This window comes from Undibacterium sp. Ji22W, from assembly GCF_049340305.1.
Lineage (GTDB): Bacteria > Pseudomonadota > Gammaproteobacteria > Burkholderiales > Burkholderiaceae_D > Undibacterium.
The window spans coordinates 410,325-428,473 of sequence record NZ_JBMPOU010000003.1 but is presented as its reverse complement, the minus strand read 5'-3'; the positions used below and the strand labels follow the sequence as shown (position 1 = coordinate 428,473).

13 protein-coding genes are annotated in these 18,149 nt (G+C 45.5%); all 13 read left to right on the top strand.

What is annotated here, in order from left to right; all coding sequences use genetic code 11:
- Positions 1-30 precede the first annotated feature (30 nt).
- The 13 genes from ACO0KW_RS14425 to ACO0KW_RS14365 all read left to right on the top strand — a co-directional run bounded on the left by ACO0KW_RS14425 (position 31) and on the right by ACO0KW_RS14365 (position 18,112).
- Positions 31-4,869, top strand: coding sequence for an EAL domain-containing protein (locus ACO0KW_RS14425; protein WP_423053948.1), 4,839 nt, complete (start codon positions 31-33; stop codon positions 4,867-4,869).
- Positions 4,870-5,094: 225 nt separating this feature from the next.
- The gene (locus ACO0KW_RS14420) at positions 5,095-5,490 is read left to right on the top strand and encodes a response regulator (RefSeq protein ID WP_423053946.1); all 396 of its coding nucleotides are present in this window, start codon (positions 5,095-5,097) and stop codon (positions 5,488-5,490) included.
- A 252-nt stretch (positions 5,491-5,742) separates the two neighbouring features.
- Positions 5,743-7,164: a sodium:solute symporter family protein gene (locus ACO0KW_RS14415; protein WP_423053945.1), complete on the top strand. Its 1,422-nt coding sequence runs from the start codon at positions 5,743-5,745 to the stop codon at positions 7,162-7,164.
- 113 nt (positions 7,165-7,277) lie between these two features.
- The gene (locus ACO0KW_RS14410; RefSeq protein ID WP_423053944.1) at positions 7,278-7,655 is read left to right on the top strand and encodes an FmdB family zinc ribbon protein; all 378 of its coding nucleotides are present in this window, start codon (positions 7,278-7,280) and stop codon (positions 7,653-7,655) included.
- 29 nt (positions 7,656-7,684) lie between these two features.
- On the top strand, positions 7,685-8,308 hold the full coding sequence (locus ACO0KW_RS14405) for a DUF502 domain-containing protein (RefSeq protein ID WP_423053943.1): 624 nt from the start codon (positions 7,685-7,687) through the stop codon (positions 8,306-8,308).
- A gap of 126 nt (positions 8,309-8,434) precedes the next feature.
- Positions 8,435-10,237: an aspartate--tRNA ligase gene (gene aspS / locus ACO0KW_RS14400; protein WP_423053941.1), complete on the top strand. Its 1,803-nt coding sequence runs from the start codon at positions 8,435-8,437 to the stop codon at positions 10,235-10,237.
- 200 nt (positions 10,238-10,437) lie between these two features.
- Complete coding sequence (nudB, locus tag ACO0KW_RS14395) at positions 10,438-10,899, top strand: dihydroneopterin triphosphate diphosphatase (protein WP_423053940.1); 462 nt, start codon at positions 10,438-10,440, stop codon at positions 10,897-10,899.
- 74 nt (positions 10,900-10,973) lie between these two features.
- Positions 10,974-11,801, top strand: a complete 828-nt coding sequence (locus tag ACO0KW_RS14390) for an endonuclease/exonuclease/phosphatase family protein (RefSeq protein WP_423053939.1) — start codon at positions 10,974-10,976, stop codon at positions 11,799-11,801.
- Complete coding sequence (gene clsB / locus ACO0KW_RS14385) at positions 11,794-12,954, top strand: cardiolipin synthase ClsB (protein ID WP_423053938.1); 1,161 nt, start codon at positions 11,794-11,796, stop codon at positions 12,952-12,954. Before ACO0KW_RS14390 ends, clsB begins: the two co-directional genes overlap by 8 nt.
- A 23-nt stretch (positions 12,955-12,977) precedes the next feature.
- Positions 12,978-13,370, top strand: coding sequence for an RNA-binding S4 domain-containing protein (locus ACO0KW_RS14380; RefSeq protein ID WP_423053937.1), 393 nt, complete (start codon positions 12,978-12,980; stop codon positions 13,368-13,370).
- 204 nt (positions 13,371-13,574) lie between these two features.
- Entirely contained in the window at positions 13,575-15,284 is a 1,710-nt protein-coding gene (locus ACO0KW_RS14375) for a methyl-accepting chemotaxis protein (RefSeq protein WP_423053936.1), read from the top strand.
- A gap of 351 nt (positions 15,285-15,635) precedes the next feature.
- Entirely contained in the window at positions 15,636-16,238 is a 603-nt protein-coding gene (locus ACO0KW_RS14370) for a TetR/AcrR family transcriptional regulator (protein ID WP_423054670.1), read from the top strand.
- An 83-nt stretch (positions 16,239-16,321) separates the two neighbouring features.
- Positions 16,322-18,112 (top strand): acyl-CoA dehydrogenase C-terminal domain-containing protein, encoded by a 1,791-nt coding sequence (locus ACO0KW_RS14365; RefSeq protein WP_423053935.1) that lies wholly within the window; start codon positions 16,322-16,324, stop codon positions 18,110-18,112.
- The last annotated feature ends 37 nt before the right edge of the window (positions 18,113-18,149 follow it).

Below are 18,149 nucleotides of genomic sequence, written 5' to 3'. Positions count from 1 at the left end.
ACCTTTTACTATGCTACTACGGAGTTTTCAATGTGGTCTTCATTGAATAAACCAAGAATATTGATCGTAGAAAGCGACGAGTTAGTAGCGATCTTTGTACAGTTAAAACTGGAGTTATTTGGCTACCAAGCCGTTGGCCAAACTAATTCGGGCGAACATGCCATTCAATTGACAGGTGAACTCAGACCGGATCTGATCTTAATAGATACTCAGCTATCCGGCGAAATGGATGGTATTACCACCGCTGAAACCATACGAGCGCAATATTCTCTGCCGGTGATTTTCTTGACCGGAAACAATCATAAAGAGGCATTAGATCAGGCCCACCATTCCAACCCATTTACCTATATTACTAAGCCATTTTCAGACCAGGAATTACGCACCGTCATACAGATGACGCTCTATAAGCACCAAGCTGAAACTAAGTTACAAATCAGCGACCTGGCGCTAAAAGCAATTTCTCAAGGCGTGATTGTCGCCACACCTGACTACAAAATTGTCTCCGTTAATGACGCATTCACTCGGCAAACTGGCTACAGCATACAAGACATCTTTGGAAAAACTTGCCGCATACTGCAAGGCCCTTTGACAAATCCTGCGACGATTGCTGCGATCAAAGAAGCACTAAATACCAGCTCGCCCTTCTTCGGTGAAATACTTAATTACCGGAAAGATCAAAGCATTTTCTGGAACGAGTTGACGATTACGCCAGCAGTTGACGAGCTGGGCCAGCTCACACATTTCATCGGCATCTCTCGCGATATTACAGAAAGAAAAAATACGCTAGAAGCCTTACGGCAGAGTGAACACGACTTATTGGAAGCGGAATACTCCACCCACGTCGGCCACTGGATCTGGGAAGCAAGTACCAACAAAATCACCTGGTCGGACGAAATGAAGCGGATTTGGCAACGCGATCCTGCAGAGTTCGACGGTGACTTATTTGAGATGGTCAAACACACCGTGTATCCCGATGATCAGGCGACAGTGATCGCCACTTGCAAAGAAGCTTTTGAAGATCGAGAAGAATACGATCCCTTTGAATACAGAATATTTCTTCCTGATGGCAGTTTGCGCACAATATGGGCAAAAACAGGACGCAAGCAAAAAGATGCACGTGGAAAAATCATTCGCCAAACTGGCACCGTACAAGATATTACTGAACGTAAGCAAGCGGAAGAAGAACGCCGACTAAATCATGCCTTGATGGAGCAAGCTTTTGGCAGCTCACCGATTGGCATGGCTTTAATTGATATTGAAGGAAAGTTCTTACGAGTGAACCGAGTTTTATGCAAGATGTTTGGGTACGACGATGTCGAACTATTAAATCAGGAAGCAAGAAAATTCACCCACCCAGATGACGTCAATTTGGATAAGCAACACATTTTGCAATTACTCAATGGCGACATTGAGCGCTACGAAGTTCATAAACGTTACTTTCACAGAGATGGAACCTTGGTCTGGCTGCAGGTAAACACCTCATTGGTAAGAGATGCCGCTGGGAATCCAGTCAACTTTGTCACCCAAATTCAAGATATTACGCAACGTCTGTTGGCGGAAGCGCAACTAAACCAACTCTCACAGGCCGTTGAGCAAAGTACTGAAGCGATCATCATCACCGATGTCATCGGAAAAATCGAATATGTGAACGACACCTTTGTTCATAAATCAGGATTTAGCAAACAAGATGTGATAGGACACTATCCGAATATTCTTAATTCAGGACAAACGCCCAATGAGACATTTACACAACTCTGGAAAACCATACGTGCCGGAAACACGTGGAAAGGCGAATTAATTAACCGCCGCAAAGACGGTTCGATTTCTATCGAATATGCAACGATTTCACCACTGCGTCAGGCCGACGGTAGCATCTCTCATTTTGTTTCCACCCAAGAAGACATCAACGAAAAGAAAAAGCTCAGCGAGGAATTGGAACGGCATCGGGATCACCTAGAAGAATTAGTCGACAGTCGCACCAAAGAACTCGCGATCGCGCAACAACTTGCTGAAGCTGCCAATCAGGCGAAGAGCAATTTCATTGCGAACATGAGTCATGAAATTCGTACACCAATGAATGGCGTATTAGGTATGACCTATCTCGCTCTCAGCGGCGTGACTGATCCAAAACAACGCGACTATTTGGAAAAAATTCACCTTTCTGGCCAGCACTTATTACACATCGTTGACGACATTCTGGATTTCTCCAAAATTGAAGCAGGCAAGATGCATCTGGATGCCATCGATTTTAGTCTCAATGAATTGATGACAAAATTGACCGTGATAGTCAATACCAAAGCAGCTGGCAGGCAACTAAGATTGCACATAGCGATTAGTGATGACGTACCAAGACAAATGCATGGCGATCCGCATCGATTAAGCCAAATACTCATCAACTACACCAACAACGCCGTCAAATTTACGGAACAAGGTCAAATAGAAATTCGTATTAGCAAACAAAAGGATACGCCCAGTGGCTGGTTGATCAAATTTGAAGTGGCCGACTCCGGCATAGGCCTTAGCGAAGAACAGCAAAACAAAATATTTAGTTCATTTGAACAGGCCGATAGTTCAACAACCCGTAAATATGGAGGTACAGGACTAGGTCTGACCATTAGTAAAGAACTCGCCAATTTGATGGGCGGCGAAGTGGGCGTTCAAAGTCAACTCGGTCACGGCAGCACCTTTTGGTTTACCGCGCTGTTAGAGCAAATCAAAGGGCCGCCTTTGCAAATTGAAAAAATCAAAGAGCATAAGCAAGGGCTCAACAGCTTAAGCAAACTGGCACAGACAAAGGAAATCTATATTTTGTTAGTAGATGATAATGAATTCAATCAACAAGTGGGTAACGAGCTATTGGAAGCGGCTGGCTGTAAAGTTATTTTGGCTGAACATGGTCAACAGGCTTTAGATATACTCGCGGCAACGCAAGTGAAAATCGATTGCGTCCTGATGGATATTCAAATGCCGGTAATGGACGGACTGGAAGCCACCCGCCATATACGTGCGATACCCCGGTTCGCCAATATCCCGATTATTGCTATCACTGCCAATGCAATGAACCAGGATCGCATATTATGCCTATCGGCTGGCATGAATGATTTCATCGCCAAACCTTTCACACCAGATCTACTATTTTCCACAGTCGTTCGTTGGCTAGGACAGTCCATCGCCGAGGCTTCAGAAGCCCCCGAAGAACAAAGAGCGGAGAATACCCAACAGACGTTGGAGACCGAGGTATATCGCGCAATTGATCTGAATGTATTAGCGAATCTCGTTGGCAATTCCCCCGAGAAAATCGGTAAATTTGCGAAAAAATTTGTCGATTCAGCGAAGTCAGGACTGGTTGAAATACGAGACGCAAGACATGCTAGAGACTTGACTGGGCTGAGCGGCCTTGGTCATCGACTAAAATCGAGCGCCCGAACTGTGGGCGCAATGCAGTTTGGTGAACTTTGCCATGAGCTTGAGAGCTTAAAGGAGCAAGGAACACTTGAACAAGCCGATCCTATCATTGAGCAATTGCATACAATATTTCAACAGATAGCAACGGAAGTTGACGCTTACTTGCATCCCTCACCCGAGCCCCAAAATCTACCCACCACAGATGGCAGGCAACCAGAAGGGACTGCAACACTCGCGACTGAGCAAAAAGAAAGGCTGGGAATTAAATCAAATTTGCATGTCTTGGTATTGGAAGACGACCCAGCAGATTTAGAAGTAGTCTGCAGCACTTTACGCAAGCTTGGCGTATCCCAAATCTCAGCCTGCACGGAAGGTCTCCAAGGTTTGGCTGTATTGCGTACCTATGAACCAGATATCCTTATTTGTGATCTGACACTACCCGGTATGGATGGCATCAGCTTTTTGCGCATCACGGCAGAAAATACCTATCAAGGTGGCATCATATTATTGACTGACGTCGATAAGAGCGTCATGAAAGCGGCGGAAAATTTGGTAAAAGCGTACGGCTTGAATCTACTCGGATCGTTGCAAAAACCGGCGTCAGAAGACGAGCTTTATATTGTACTGAATAGACAGACCGTTTCCCCAACTGGAAAAGTGGACAAACACAAAATTTCCGCATTGAGCTTGCAAGACTTACAAACCGGAATGACAGATGACGCATTGGAAATATTCTATCAACCAAAAGTATCTATCAGAAATGGTCGAGTCGTAGGTGCGGAATGTCTGGCACGCTGGAAGCATCCGAGTCGTGGCTTACTGGGTCCAGAAGCATTTGTCTCCACGATGGAAAAGCACGGCATGATCGATGAAATGAGTAAGACCATTCTAGAGAAAAGTGCTGCCCAATTACGCAAATGGTACAGCCAAGGACATCAGTTAAAATTAGCCGTTAATGTGTCAATGGATAATTTGAATCAGCTCGACTTACCTGAACAATTTGAATCAATCTTACAAGCCGTAGGCATCAGGCCATCTCAGTTCATACTGGAATTGACCGAAACCCGCTTGATGGAAAATCTCACTTTCAGTCTAGAGATTTTGACGCGACTAAGATTAAAGGGCTTCGGTTTATCCATTGATGATTTTGGTACAGGATTTTCTACCATGGAAAACCTCAAGCAGCTACCCTTTACTGAGCTGAAAATTGATCGAGCGTTTGTCAATGGCGCGGCACACGATGAAGCATCCAACGCAATCCTTAATTCCAGCATACAACTAGGGAAGATTTTTGATCTGAATTTAGTCGCAGAGGGAGTCGAAACACAACAAGACTGGGATCTCATTACCGAATCAGGATGTGATGAAATTCAAGGGTATTTCGTGGCACAACCTATGCCTGCTGAACAATTTATCGATTGGAAAATAAATTGGGAAAGAAAAAATACGAAAGGAATTTCATGAAAGTTATTTGCAGGCTGTTCGATTTTGCCAAGACACAGCCTCCACCTGCAACGTAGCTTCTGAAAAGTCGCAGAAATCTGGCACAATGCATTTTCATTCATGGTGACGCTTCATTTGTCATTTCGCCCGTGGAACAGCATCAGCCAATAGAATTGGCACAATTAAAAGTATTTGCAACCCAAGCAACATGTGCATTTTGAAATGCTAACTTGAAGGATAATGGCTATGAATAAGAGTTACCAAGATCTGAATATCCTTATCGTTGACGATGACGAATTTCAGGTTGATTTTGTCTCAGATTTACTCAAAGAGTTAGGTGTCACTAAAATCACCGCCGCAAATGGTGGACAGAAAGGATTGGCCGCTTTTGATCGCGCACTGATCAAACCCGATGTACTGTTGTGTGATATTCAAATGCCCGATATTGATGGCTTTGAATTCATGAGTGCCATGGGTGAGAGAAAATTCACCGGTGGTGTTATTCTCATGTCAGGTCAAGGTTCACGGGTTCTACACTCAGCATCACTAGTCGCACAGCTCTCGCGACAAAATTTCTTAGGAAATATTGCCAAGCCCGTTAGCAAGGAAGACTTGAAAGAAAAAATTCAACAAATCTTATGACAAATTATTGTCCTCGCTAACTGAGTAATTGTCGCTAGTCATCATTGATCAGAGTTATCCCGAAGCAATCATGAAGAACTTTCGCATACTCAAACGACGGACCGACTACTTGAGGCGATGGATAACCAACACTGAAAGACCGATATCGCAGCACATAGCCTAAGTTGAGTTATATTTGCCTTATAATGCCCGCAAATTCTTTGTGGGCATTTTTTATTTTATCTACCTGTTCTTTCTATCTTCATTACCTCCATGAATACTCTGTTTTGGCTAGTCGTACTTTATTGGGTGATCTCTGTTGGCCTTGGATTGTACGCCGCACGCTTTGTGAATAACTCGAAAGACTTTGCTGTCGCAGGCCGCTCGCTGCCTATGTATATAGTCACCGCCACGGTATTTGCGACGTGGTTTGGTTCAGAGACAGTTCTGGGGATTTCCTCAACATTTGTAAAAGAAGGATTGAAAGGCGTCGTCGCTGATCCTTTTGGCTCATCGCTATGTCTGATTTTTGTCGGCTTATTTTTCGCCCGACCGCTGTACAAAATGAATTTATTGACTATTGGTGATTATTACAAAGCAAAATACGGACGGACGGTAGAAGTCTTAGTCTCACTTTGTATTGTGGTGTCTTACCTCGGTTGGGTAGCTGCACAAATCAAAGCGCTGGGTTTGGTATTTAGTGTCGTTTCTGGTGGCACTATTGACATGAACACTGGCATGATCATCGGTGCGGGTAGTGTCTTAATCTACACCTTGATGGGCGGCATGTGGTCAGTTGCGATCACGGATTTCTTACAAATGATCATTATTATGATCGGCATGATGTATATGGGCTGGGAAGTCTCAAATATGGTTGGCGGTACGGGTGCTGTCATCAGCCATGCCGTCAATGCTGGCAAAATGGAATTTTGGCCGGCACCAACCACGCGCGAAGTTTTATGGTTCTTTGCAGCTTGGATCACCATGATGCTAGGTTCGATCCCGCAGCAAGACGTATTTCAACGTGTTGCTTCGGCCAAGTCTGAAAATGCTGCAGCCAATTCAGCGGTACTAGGTGGTAGTTTGTATTTCTTATTCGCCTTCATTCCGATGTTCTTGGCCTATTCCGCGACGTTAATTGATCCTGACATGGTTTCCAAATTAATCGGCACCGATCCGCAAATGATCTTACCGACGCTGATCATGACTAAGATGCCTTTATTTGCACAAGTTATGTTCTTTGGTGCATTGTTGTCAGCGATCAAGAGCTGCGCCAGCGCCACCTTGCTTGCTCCGTCTGTCACTTTCTCCGAAAACATTTTGAAGCCCTTCTTCCCCAATCAATCGGATAAGCAATTCTTATTCATGATGCGGGTTGTAGTGTTGATTTTCACTGCAATAGTTACCTTGTTCGCCATGAACACGGAAGCGAGTATCTACAAAATGGTCGAAAACGCTTACAAAGTGACCTTGGTTGCTGCCTTCGTGCCATTAGCGTTTGGCTTGTACTGGAAACCAGCAACACAACAGGGTGCATTATTGTCAATTATTTTAGGCTTGAGTTCCTGGATCTTATTTGAAGTCAATGCACCAGAAGACTTTTGGCCTCCACAACTCGTCGGTATCTTAATGAGTCTGGCGGGCATGTTTGCAGGATCTTTGTTGCCACAAATTAAACGTCAACAGACAATATAAGAAAATACACCTGCAAAATCGCTGATCTGCGGCTATCTGGCTCAGCGATTTTTGTAAAAATCGGGGATAAACCGTTATAATTCAGGGTTTTACAAGTTTTCTCAAGGATAAAAATGCCTATCTATGCTTATCGCTGCGAAGAATGCGGCTTTGCTAAAGATGTCTTGCAAAAAATGTCGGAAGATCCGCTCACGATTTGCCCAGAATGCCAGCAGCCAGCATTCAAGAAACAAGTCACTGCTGCTGGCTTTCAATTAAAAGGTTCTGGCTGGTACGTCACAGATTTTCGAGGTGGAAATTCGGGAAGCGCTGGCGCGGCTGGCGTCACCGCCAAAAGCGACGAACAAAAAGCTGCATCCGCCACTAATGAGGCGACGGCAGGTACGACTGCAAGTACGGAAACGAATCCGGTCGCAAGTACAAGTAACACAAACAGTTCTAGCGTCAGTACTAAAACTGACGTTGTTAGCGGCGACAGCAAAGCAGCCTAATTAAATCGAAGCGAAATCATTTTAGATCTATGCGTAAATACTTTATTACTGGCTTATTGATACTTGTCCCCCTTGCGATCACTGCGTGGGTGCTACATGCGGTCATCAGTACCATGGATCAGTCCTTGTTATTATTGCCGACACAATGGCGTCCAGAAGCACTGATTGGTTTTAAGATTCCTGGGCTTGGCGCAGTGCTGACAGTATTGATTATTTTTGTCACGGGATTATTGACGAAAAATTTCATTGGTAAATATGTCGTCGGCTTATGGGAAAAATTGCTAACGCATATTCCGATTGTCAGTTCCATCTACTCCAGTGTCAAACAAGTTTCTGACACCCTATTTTCATCCACTGGGAATGCTTTTAGCAAAGCCCTGTTAATTCAATATCCTCGCGAAGGCTCTTGGACTATTGCTTTTTTAACCGGAAAACCTGGTGGTGCCGTTGCCAAACATCTCGACGGCGACTTCATCAGCGTCTACGTACCAACTACTCCCAACCCAACATCTGGGTATTTTCTGATTATCCCCAAAAAGGATGCGATTGAACTTGATATGAGTGTTGATACGGCGCTCAAATATGTAGTTTCTATGGGTGTCGTAGCACCAGAATTGGCTGAACAGGCGGCGCAAAATAAGTCGTGCAATTAAACTCGGGCATCGAGCCAAACTTGTGTGCTGAGCAAGCCTCATGATCAACGAATTAGAATCAAAGAATCAGTATTAACGAATTAACGTCATCGCTATTAACTTTTCAAAGAAAACAGGTAAGAAATTATGTCCATGCGTACCAACTACTGCGGCCTTACTACTGAAGCATTACTCGGCCAAACCGTCAGCCTGTGCGGCTGGGTGCATCGCCGTCGTGATCACGGTGGGGTGATTTTTATCGATTTACGTGACCGTGAAGGTCTGGTGCAAGTGGTATGTGATCCTGATCGCGCTGAAGTCTTTAAAAACGCAGAAACAGTCCGTAATGAATTTTGCTTACGCATCACCGGTATCGTACGCAATCGTCCAGATGGCACGATCAACAATAATTTGAAGTCTGGCAAGATCGAAGTCTTGTGCCACGACTTAGAAATTCTGAATCCGTCCGTCACGCCACCGTTCCAATTGGATGATGACAATCTGTCAGAAACAACACGTTTAACGCACCGCGTTTTGGACTTGCGTCGTCCACAAATGCAAAACAATTTGCGCTTGCGTTATAAAGTCGCGATGGAAGTTCGTAAATTCCTCGATGAAAACGGCTTCATCGATATCGAAACACCGATGTTGACCAAATCCACACCTGAAGGTGCACGTGACTATTTGGTACCATCTCGTGTGAATGCCGGCAATTTCTTCGCCTTGCCGCAATCGCCACAATTGTTCAAACAATTGTTGATGGTGGCAAACTTTGATCGCTACTACCAAATCACCAAGTGCTTCCGCGATGAAGATTTGCGTGCCGATCGCCAACCAGAATTCACCCAGATCGATTGCGAAACTTCGTTCATGAACGAACAAGAAATTCGCGATATGTTTGAAGGCATGATCCGTGGCGTATTCAAGAAAACACTGGACATCGATTTGCCAAATCCATTCCCAGTCATGGACTTCGCTGATGCCATGGGCCTGTATGGTTCCGACAAGCCAGACATGCGCGTTAAATTGCAATTCACCGATTTGACCGAGGTCATGAAAGACGTCGACTTCAAAGTCTTCTCCAACGCAGCCAACATGCACAATGGTCGCGTTGTCGGTATGTTAGTACCAGGTGGCGGCAGCATGCCTCGTTCTGAAATCGACGCTTACGATCAATTCGTGCGCATCTACGGCGCTAAAGGTTTGGCTTACATCAAAGTCAACGACAAAGCCGCTGGTCGCGATGGTTTGCAAGCCCCTATCGTGAAAAACTTGCACGATGCAGCCTTGGCAAAAATCTTGGAATTGACTGGTGCAAATGACGGCGATTTGATTTTCTTCGGTGCGGATAAAGCGAAAGTCGTGAACGATGCGATTGGTGCCTTGCGCGTAAAAATCGGCCATAGCGAATTTGGTAAAAACAATGGTCTGTTTGAAGATGCATGGCGTCCATTGTGGGTGATCGACTTCCCGATGTTCGAACACGATGAAGAAAATGATCGTTGGACTGCAACGCATCATCCATTCACCGCACCAAAAGATGGTCATGAAGATTTGATGGAAACAGATCCGGGTAAATGTATCGCTAAAGCCTACGATATGGTCTTGAATGGTTGGGAACTCGGTGGTGGTTCTGTGCGTATTCACCGCGCTGATGTCCAAAGCAAAGTATTCCGTGCTTTGAAGATCAATGACGACGAAGCACAGTTGAAATTCGGTTTCTTGCTCGACGCCTTGCAATACGGCGCGCCTCCACACGGTGGTTTGGCGTTCGGCTTGGATCGTATCGTGACGATGATGACCGGTGCAGAATCAATCCGTGACGTCATTGCGTTCCCGAAAACGCAACGTGCACAATGTTTGCTGACGCAAGCACCGTCTGAAGTCGATGAAAAGCAATTGAAAGAATTGCATATTCGTTTGCGTGCGGCGGAGCCTAAAGTCGTTTAAGCGCACGTCAAATCGCACCGGTTTCCAACCGAATATGTCGCGACAAAAATCAAACGGCAGACTTTGTTCTGCCGTTTTTTATTGGCATGTCACGTTTTGCAAACAATAGTAGAGCCGCTTACTTTTTTTACGTAATAAATTTATGGCATACTGATAACACATTCAGCCAAACGCACTCGACCCTGTGCTATCAATAAATTATGAGCAGCACATACAAAATCCCAGAATCTGTTTTAGTCGTCATTTTTACTCCAGAACTGGAAGTCCTTTTGCTTGAACGCGCAGATAAGCCTGGCTTTTGGCAATCGGTGACTGGTTCCAAAGATAGCCTAGATGAAGCACTGGAATGGACCGCCCAGCGCGAGGTGCTGGAAGAGACTGGGATAGACACACAGGCGCATACCTTAAGTGATTGGCAGTTATCGAATGTGTATGAAATTTACCCAACCTGGCGTCATCGTTACGCACCCGGAATCACGCAAAATACGGAATACGTCTTCGGCCTTTGTGTGCCGCGTACAACTTCGGTTACACTAGCTCCACGCGAGCATTTGCGCTATCAGTGGTTACCTCTGCAGGAAGCGGCTGATTTGTGTTTCTCAGCATCGAATGCTGAGGCAATATTGCAACTACCACACAGGCACGGCCTTGCAAAACACTGAGAATAATGCGGATCTATTCTCAACTAGCACTCAATTAGCACTCATTTTCGATATGCACTAACAAAGGCGAGCAAATGAAACTTCGGATTGCCACCTACAATATTCACAAAGGTGTCAGTGCATTTGGTCGCACCACACGCATTCATGATCTCAAAGCAGCGATTAAATTGCTGGATGCCGATCTGATATTTTTGCAAGAGGTTCAGGGACAACATGACCATCATGCAAAAAAACACAGTGACTGGCCAGAACAGGGGCAGCACGAATTCTTAGCGGGGGATTCGCACACTTCAGCCTATGGTATGAACGCCGTGTACGAACACGGGCATCATGGCAATGCCTTACTCAGCCGCTTACCGATTCTGCACTCCACCAATCACGATGTCTCAGATCATGCTTACGAGCAGCGAGGAATTTTGCATGTACGCGTGCAATTAGGCGACGTATTGGCACATTGTTTTGTCATTCATCTGGGATTATTTGCTGCCAGCCGCCGACGTCAGATTCAGGCCTTAATTACGCAGGTGCATGAACAGGTCGATAAAAATCAGCCGGTCATCATTGCCGGCGATTTCAACGACTGGAGCCAACGTCTAAGTCACACTTTGTATAAAGAACTTGGCGTGATTGAGGCCTTTGATGTCGCGCACCAGAATCATACAGAAGTCGCCATCAAACGCACAGCAATGACATCAATGAAGTCCCTGTTTCAATCCCCATCAACGCATGCTCGCACCTTCCCCGCCGGGCTGCCGTGGCTGAGCTTAGATCGCGTGTATTTACGGGGTTTTCATGTTGAACATGCTCATGTACTAAGCGGTAAGCCCTGGTCGCAATTGTCCGATCACGTCCCCATCTGTGTTGACCTCAAACTCAATCATTTGCAGATACATCATGTCTAGGCTGGCGTTTTATGATGGCAATCAATTGCAGTTACTGCACACAGGCGAGCAGTTTTTTGCAGCACTAATTGAGGCAATACATCATGCCCAACATGAAATATTATTAGAGACCTATATTTATGCCACTGATCCAAGTGCACAGAAAATTTCTGATGCCTTATGCGCTGCGGCACAACGCGGTGTCTGCGTGCAATTAATCATTGATTGGGTCGGTGGCGGCAATCATACCCAACCATTACAGACTTTATTCCAACAAGCGGGTGTGCAATGCCGGCTGTTCAATCCTTGGTTTAGACGCGGACTGGCGCGCACCCATCGTAAACTGGCGGCAATCGACCAAGAAATTGCATTCATAGGCGGCATCAATATCATTGATGATTGTCTGTCAGACGATGGGCGAAACAAGGTGCTTCCTTTTCCGCGTTGGGACTTTTCGGTACAAGTGCGCGGTAGCTTAGTACAGAGTATTCATGCAGAAATTATTGCCCAGTGGCTGAAAATGGGTAAACTACAATTGCTGCAGAGGCTTAAACTGGCAGTCAATTTGCGCAAACCTATCAGCACCACGGTGCATCACTTGAGCCAGGCCGCACTGGTGATTCGCGATAATTTACGCAATCGGAGCACGATACAAAAAGCCTATTTAAAAGCACTCGGTTCGGCACGTCACACGGCGATTTTGGCGAATCCCTACTTTGCTCCAGGACGCAAAATTCGGAATGGATTGATCAAGGCGGCGCAACGTGGTGTTGATGTCAGCCTTTTATTAGGTGTAGGCGAATTCGACTGGCAAGATGCGGTTGCGCAATCCTATTATTCTAAGCTGTTAGCCAGTGGTGTTAAGATTTTTGAATACCGTAAGACTAAATTACACGCCAAAGTCGCAGTGATTGATCATGACTGGGCCACCGTCGGTTCAAGCAATTTTGATGGCCTAAGTCTATTTGTAAATCATGAGGCGAATATTGTCATCATCGACAAAAATTTTGCTGAAAATCTAAAGCAGCATTTACAACAAGGCTTACAAGACGCTGTGCAAATTGATCCACATTGCATGACTCACCAATCGTTGTATCGCCGCGTCAAGCATAGGCTGGCTTATCTTTTTTATCGCACAATAATGCGTATTGCGACACTAGGTCAATATCGTTAACTATTAATTCGCACTTCCACGCCATGCAAACAAATTCTCTACACAGCACCCGAATCGACAAGTGGCTTTGGGCTGCGCGATTTTTCAAAACACGTAGCTTGGCCAGCAATGCGGTTGAACTTGGACGTGTCTTACAAAATGAGCTCAGAGTAAAGCCAGCCCACGCAGTCAAAATTGGAGACTTGCTAGAAATTCACCATGCGGAGCAACTCTGGCAAATTGAAGTAGTAAAAATTATCGAAATTCGTGGTTCCGCGACGATTGCACAATCCATGTATGCCGAAACGGCTGAAAGTATCGCAAAACGGCAACAAAAGAGCGAGTTGCGGCGATTCCAGACTGAACCTGCGGCACAACTACAGCAGCGCCCGACCAAACGTCAAAGAAGGCAACTCAGCCATATTCTGATCGATTAACTCGATGCGAAAATCTGCAAAATCGACAAACTCTCGCGTGAATCAAGAATTTTAAACATTTACGCAACTCAATATCTAAATTTACAAATTTTTTCAATTATTCAATTTGAATTCAGCGTATATTAATCTTCTGCAATATTCTTTCTTCTAACTAGCGATCAAATTTGGTTGGCACATAAAAGTGCTACTTCAAGGGGGATTCAAATGCAAGCATTTTACGACCTTAGAATTGCCACGAAACTTATTCTTGGATTCATCGCAGTACTTTTGCTCACCTGTTTTCTCGGTATATTCTCCATCATTCAGTTAACCAGCCTTAATCATGCCACGGATGAAATCGGGAATGATTTGATGCCCAGTTCAATTAGTGGTATGGGCATGAAAGAAAGCGTTTCCCGGATGCGGTCACAAGAGGCACAACTCGCCACCGCAGAAAATGCCGAAGAAGTTAAGAAATATCAAGAACGCACCGGCGAAGCAATCGAAGCGTTTCGCAAAAATCATACCGCTTTTGTGAAAAACGCCGATACCCCCGAAGATAAGAAAGCGCTCGACGAGTTGCTTAGCGCGTTCAACGACTACACACTTATTTCCGGCAAGATCGCTAATCTGGCGAAAGAGTCCAAAACACAGGAGGCGGTTCACCTCCTCCGCACAGAATCTTCAAATAGCAACAAAAAAATGCGCGGCATGCTGGACAAAATTGTTGATGCCCAAATTGTTGCTGGACAGGCCGCAGCGGGCAATAGCTATACTTTATTCCAAAGCGCTCGCAAGATGATCATCCTTGCCATGTTAATCAGTATTGCTATTGGATTTTTCATGGCGATTTGGTTGGCGAAAATTGTTTCTACACCACTCAAAAACGCAGTCGGCTTGGCTCAATCAATCGCTGCAGGTGATCTGACACGCAAAGTCGAACCAGAAAGTGCCTGCGAGACAGGTCAATTAATCCGTGCTTTAGGAGAAATGAATACTAGTTTATTGACCGTGGTTTCTGAAGTGCGGGCGGGTTCTGAACAAATTAATGGTGCTGCCACTGAAATCGCGAGTGGCAATCTAGACCTATCCAGTCGCACGGAAGAACAAGCTAGTTCACTCGAAGAGACTGCATCATCAATGGAAGAGATTACCGCGACTGTCAAGCACAATAGCGAAAATGCAAAACAAGCTAACGTCCTCTCGCAAACAGCGACGTCTATCGCTGAACGAGGAGGCAGTGTCGTTTCAGAAGTGGTTTCGACGATGACATCCATTAATGAATCATCGAAAAAAATTGTCGATATTATTAGTGTTATTGATGGAATTGCGTTTCAAACCAATATTTTGGCTTTAAATGCAGCAGTTGAAGCTGCCCGTGCTGGAGAGCAGGGACGTGGTTTTGCTGTAGTTGCGTCAGAGGTACGTAACTTAGCACAACGCTCGGCGAGCGCAGCGAAAGAAATCAAAGAGCTAATCAATGATTCTGTAGAAAAAGTGGGCCAAGGGACGCGTCTGGTCGACAGTGCTGGCACCACCATGCAAGAAGTCGTGCAAAGCGTCAGGCGTGTCAGCGATATCATTAGCGAAATTACCGCTGCCGGGCAAGAGCAAAGTAGTGGAATTGATCAGATCAATCAAGCCATCATGCAAATGGATAGTGTCACCCAACAAAATACCGCGCTGGTTGAAGAGGCAGCGGCTGCCTCTGCCACTCTACAAGAACAGGCTGCCAACTTAGTCCACGTAGTCAGTGTCTTTAAAATCGACCAAGTTAGCAGCACTCACATACCGACCGCGACACGAAGAACCACCGTCAAAAGTGTCGCTAAAATCCCTGCAAGAAGGCCCTTGATGTCAACCGCACGTTTGAAAGCTGAAAAAGCCGATTCTGCGCCCGCCAAGGAAAAGACTGACTCGTGGGAAGAGTTTTAACGACAGGGATTTAAGCAAATTCGCAATTCGCACAATGCCATCATTTCTGTGACGACAGGATGATGGCATTTTTATATGTGTAATACCTGTATTCACAAGGCGTTGCGATCTTGCACAGTCTTATAGGTATTCCATTCTAATGACTTTTTTCCGATTGACTTTTGAAGTCGCATGTTGAATAGTACGGTCGTTCGATTATTTTATTGAGTACCGTTTTATTGTGATCTGATTCATGACCGAAAGACTGCCTGAGGCGTGTTTTGAATCGAACCACCCGCAAGCAACTTCAATCAGCAGCGACCAGCGACAACCGGAAAAATATTTGTATTCATGAATATCACATCGAAGTTTATGCGTAAGGGTGAACTTACCCGCGCAGCGATACTTGAAACGGCCTTAGAGTCGGCCAGTCGTCATGGCTTGGAAGGACTCACGATAGGCCTGCTGGCTGAACAAATGAATATGAGTAAATCAGGCGTCTTTGCACATTTCGGTTCGCGCGAAGATTTACAGATTGCAGTACTTCAGCTGTACCACCATTTATTTGAACAAGAAGTTTTTTATCCTAGTATGAAAGAAGCTCGTGGCCTACCTCGTTTGCGCTCGATGTTTGCACTGTGGGTGCAACGCGTGACACGAGAAATTGCTTCTGGCTGTATTTATATCAGCGGTGCAACCGAATACGATGACCGCCAAGGCCCAATACGGGATGAGTTAGTGGGAATGGTCAATGCATGGCAAGGTGCACTGTTACGTGCCACTATGCAGGCGCAAGAATTCCAACATTTGCAGAGAGAGGTTGATCCAGAACAAATCGTTTATGAAATGTATGGATTGATTTTAGCTTTACACCACGACGCACGGTTTTTAAAAAAATCTGGCAGTGTTAATCGTGCTGAAACAGGTTTTGAACGAATGATTCAATCTTATGCACCACTCAAATCGGCGGCATAAGGCAAGATAGATTTTCAGTACTTAAATTTTCAAAGCTTATTTAGAACTTATTTAAAACTTATTTAGTCCAGAGGAGATAAATCATGGGTCAATACATCGCTCCGTTACGCGATATGCAGTTCGTTTTACACGAATTGTTGGGGGTAGAAGCGGCACTGAAAGAATTGCCAAAGTACGCTGAAATTGATGCGGACATTATCAATCAAGTCATGGAAGAAGGTGGCAAGTTTTGTTCCGAAGTGATTTTCCCTATCAATCACTCCGGTGATCGCGAAGGCTGTCACCATGACAAAACCACGCACAGCGTGACTACACCAAAAGGTTTTAAAGAAGCCTATCAGCAATACGTGGAAGCGGGCTGGCCTGCACTCTCTTGCGACCCAGAATACGGTGGTCAAGGTTTGCCACTGGTGATGAACAATTCCATGTACGAAATGATGAACTCCGGTAATCAGGCTTGGACTATGTACCCAGGTTTGTCACACGGCGCCTACGAATGTTTGCATGAGCATGGCACACCTGAACAAAAAGCACAGTACTTACCAAAGCTGACTTCTGGCGAATGGACAGGCACCATGTGTTTGACTGAGCCACACTGCGGTACTGATCTCGGCATGCTGCGTTCTAAAGCAGAACCACAAGGCGACGGCACTTACAAAATCACTGGTGCGAAAATCTTTATCTCCGCGGGTGAACATGACTGCGCAGAAAACATCATTCACTTGGTGTTAGCACGCTTGCCAGATGCACCTGAAGGTTCTAAAGGTATTTCCCTCTTCCTCGTACCTAAATTCATGCCGAATGCTGATGGTAGCATCGGTGCACGTAATCCTATTTTCTGCGGCGCGATCGAAGAAAAAATGGGTATCCATGGCAATTCCACTTGCCAGATGAATTTGGATGGCGCAGTCGGCACGCTGATCGGCGCACCACACAAAGGCTTGAACGCGATGTTCGTGTTCATGAACGCGGCACGTTTAGGCGTCGGTATGCAAGGTTTGGGCTTGACTGAAGTCGCTTATCAAAATGCCTTGATCTACGCTAAAGACCGTATTCAAATGCGTAGCTTGTCAGGCGTTAAAGCACCGGACAAACCAGCGGATCCAATTATCGTTCACGCTGACGTACGTCGCATGTTGTTGACAGCAAAAGCTTGGGCCGAAGGTGGACGTGCTTTCTGTTCTTACGTTGCATTACAACTCGACAAAGAACTGAATCACCCGGACGAAGAAGTACGTAAAGAATGCGCGGACGAAGTCGCTTTATTGACACCGATCATTAAAGCCTTCATCACCGACAACGCATGGACAGCCACTTCTGAATGCTTGCAAGTATTCGGCGGTCACGGTTACATCGCTGAATGGGGTATGGAACAATATGTACGCGATGCCCGTATCAACATGATCTACGAAGGTACGAATACGGTGCAATCACTGGATTTATTGGGTCGTAAAATTTTGCAAGACAACGGCGCAAAACTCCGTAAATTCGGTGCAAAAGTACAAGCTTTCGTTGAAGAAAATGGTACCGATGAAGCAATGTCTGAGTTCGTCACACCGTTGGCAGAGCTCGGCGACAAAGTCACCAAACTGACGATGGAAATCGGTATGAAGGCGTTCCAAAATCCTGATGAAGTTGGCGCTGCTGCGGTTCCGTATCTGCGCGTTGCTGGTCATCTGGTCTACAGCTACTTCTTTGCACAAATGGCGAAAATCGCTTTGGCAAAACAAGATTCTGACGACACCTTCTACAAAGCGAAATTGGCAACGATCCGTTTCTACTTCGCACGCTTATACCCAGAAACAGCAATGTGCATCCGTCAGGCACGTTCTGGTTCTGCGAATTTATTGTCCTTAGAAGCCGATTTATTCTAAATAGTTTTTCAGTTCCCCCTCTCCCGCAAGCGGGAGA

Bases quoted from the DNA above. Each gene is read 5' to 3' on its own strand.
- ACO0KW_RS14380 (WP_423053937.1), top strand. From the start codon at position 12,978: ATGCAAACAAATTCTCTACACAGCACCCGAATCGACAAGTGGCTTTGG.
- aspS (WP_423053941.1), top strand. From the start codon at position 8,435: ATGTCCATGCGTACCAACTACTGCGGCCTTACTACTGAAGCATTACTC.
- ACO0KW_RS14375 (WP_423053936.1), top strand. From the start codon at position 13,575: ATGCAAGCATTTTACGACCTTAGAATTGCCACGAAACTTATTCTTGGA.
- ACO0KW_RS14420 (WP_423053946.1), top strand. From the start codon at position 5,095: ATGAATAAGAGTTACCAAGATCTGAATATCCTTATCGTTGACGATGAC.
- ACO0KW_RS14425 (WP_423053948.1), top strand. From the start codon at position 31: ATGTGGTCTTCATTGAATAAACCAAGAATATTGATCGTAGAAAGCGAC.
- ACO0KW_RS14365 (WP_423053935.1), top strand. From the start codon at position 16,322: ATGGGTCAATACATCGCTCCGTTACGCGATATGCAGTTCGTTTTACAC.
- clsB (WP_423053938.1), top strand. From the start codon at position 11,794: ATGTCTAGGCTGGCGTTTTATGATGGCAATCAATTGCAGTTACTGCAC.
- ACO0KW_RS14410 (WP_423053944.1), top strand. From the start codon at position 7,278: ATGCCTATCTATGCTTATCGCTGCGAAGAATGCGGCTTTGCTAAAGAT.
- nudB (WP_423053940.1), top strand. From the start codon at position 10,438: ATGAGCAGCACATACAAAATCCCAGAATCTGTTTTAGTCGTCATTTTT.
- ACO0KW_RS14405 (WP_423053943.1), top strand. From the start codon at position 7,685: ATGCGTAAATACTTTATTACTGGCTTATTGATACTTGTCCCCCTTGCG.
- ACO0KW_RS14390 (WP_423053939.1), top strand. From the start codon at position 10,974: ATGAAACTTCGGATTGCCACCTACAATATTCACAAAGGTGTCAGTGCA.
- ACO0KW_RS14370 (WP_423054670.1), top strand. From the start codon at position 15,636: ATGCGTAAGGGTGAACTTACCCGCGCAGCGATACTTGAAACGGCCTTA.
- ACO0KW_RS14415 (WP_423053945.1), top strand. From the start codon at position 5,743: ATGAATACTCTGTTTTGGCTAGTCGTACTTTATTGGGTGATCTCTGTT.